This is a genomic window from Peribacillus sp. SIMBA_075 (assembly GCF_046534585.1).
The window spans coordinates 1-234 of record NZ_JAWRYN010001643.1; the positions used below are offsets into that span (position 1 = coordinate 1).

1 pseudogene is annotated in these 234 nt (G+C 36.3%); it reads left to right on the forward strand.

From position 1 onward, the window contains the following. Nucleotides 1–234: pseudogene (locus SB775_RS34010) on the forward strand (malate synthase A); the annotation flags it as partial.

Here is a 234-nt window from a genome sequence, read left to right on the forward strand (position 1 = left end):
GGTCCATACTTTTACTTACCGAAAATGGAAAGCCATTTAGAAGCAAGGTTATGGAATGATGTTTTCGTATTTGCTCAAAAATATATTGGTATTCCAAACGGAACGATCAAAGCGACGGTGTTACTGGAAACGATTCACGCTTCGTTTGAAATGGATGAAATTTTGTATGAGCTTAAAGATCATTCTGCTGGGTTAAATTGCGGAAGATGGGATTATATTTTCAGCTTTCTAAAG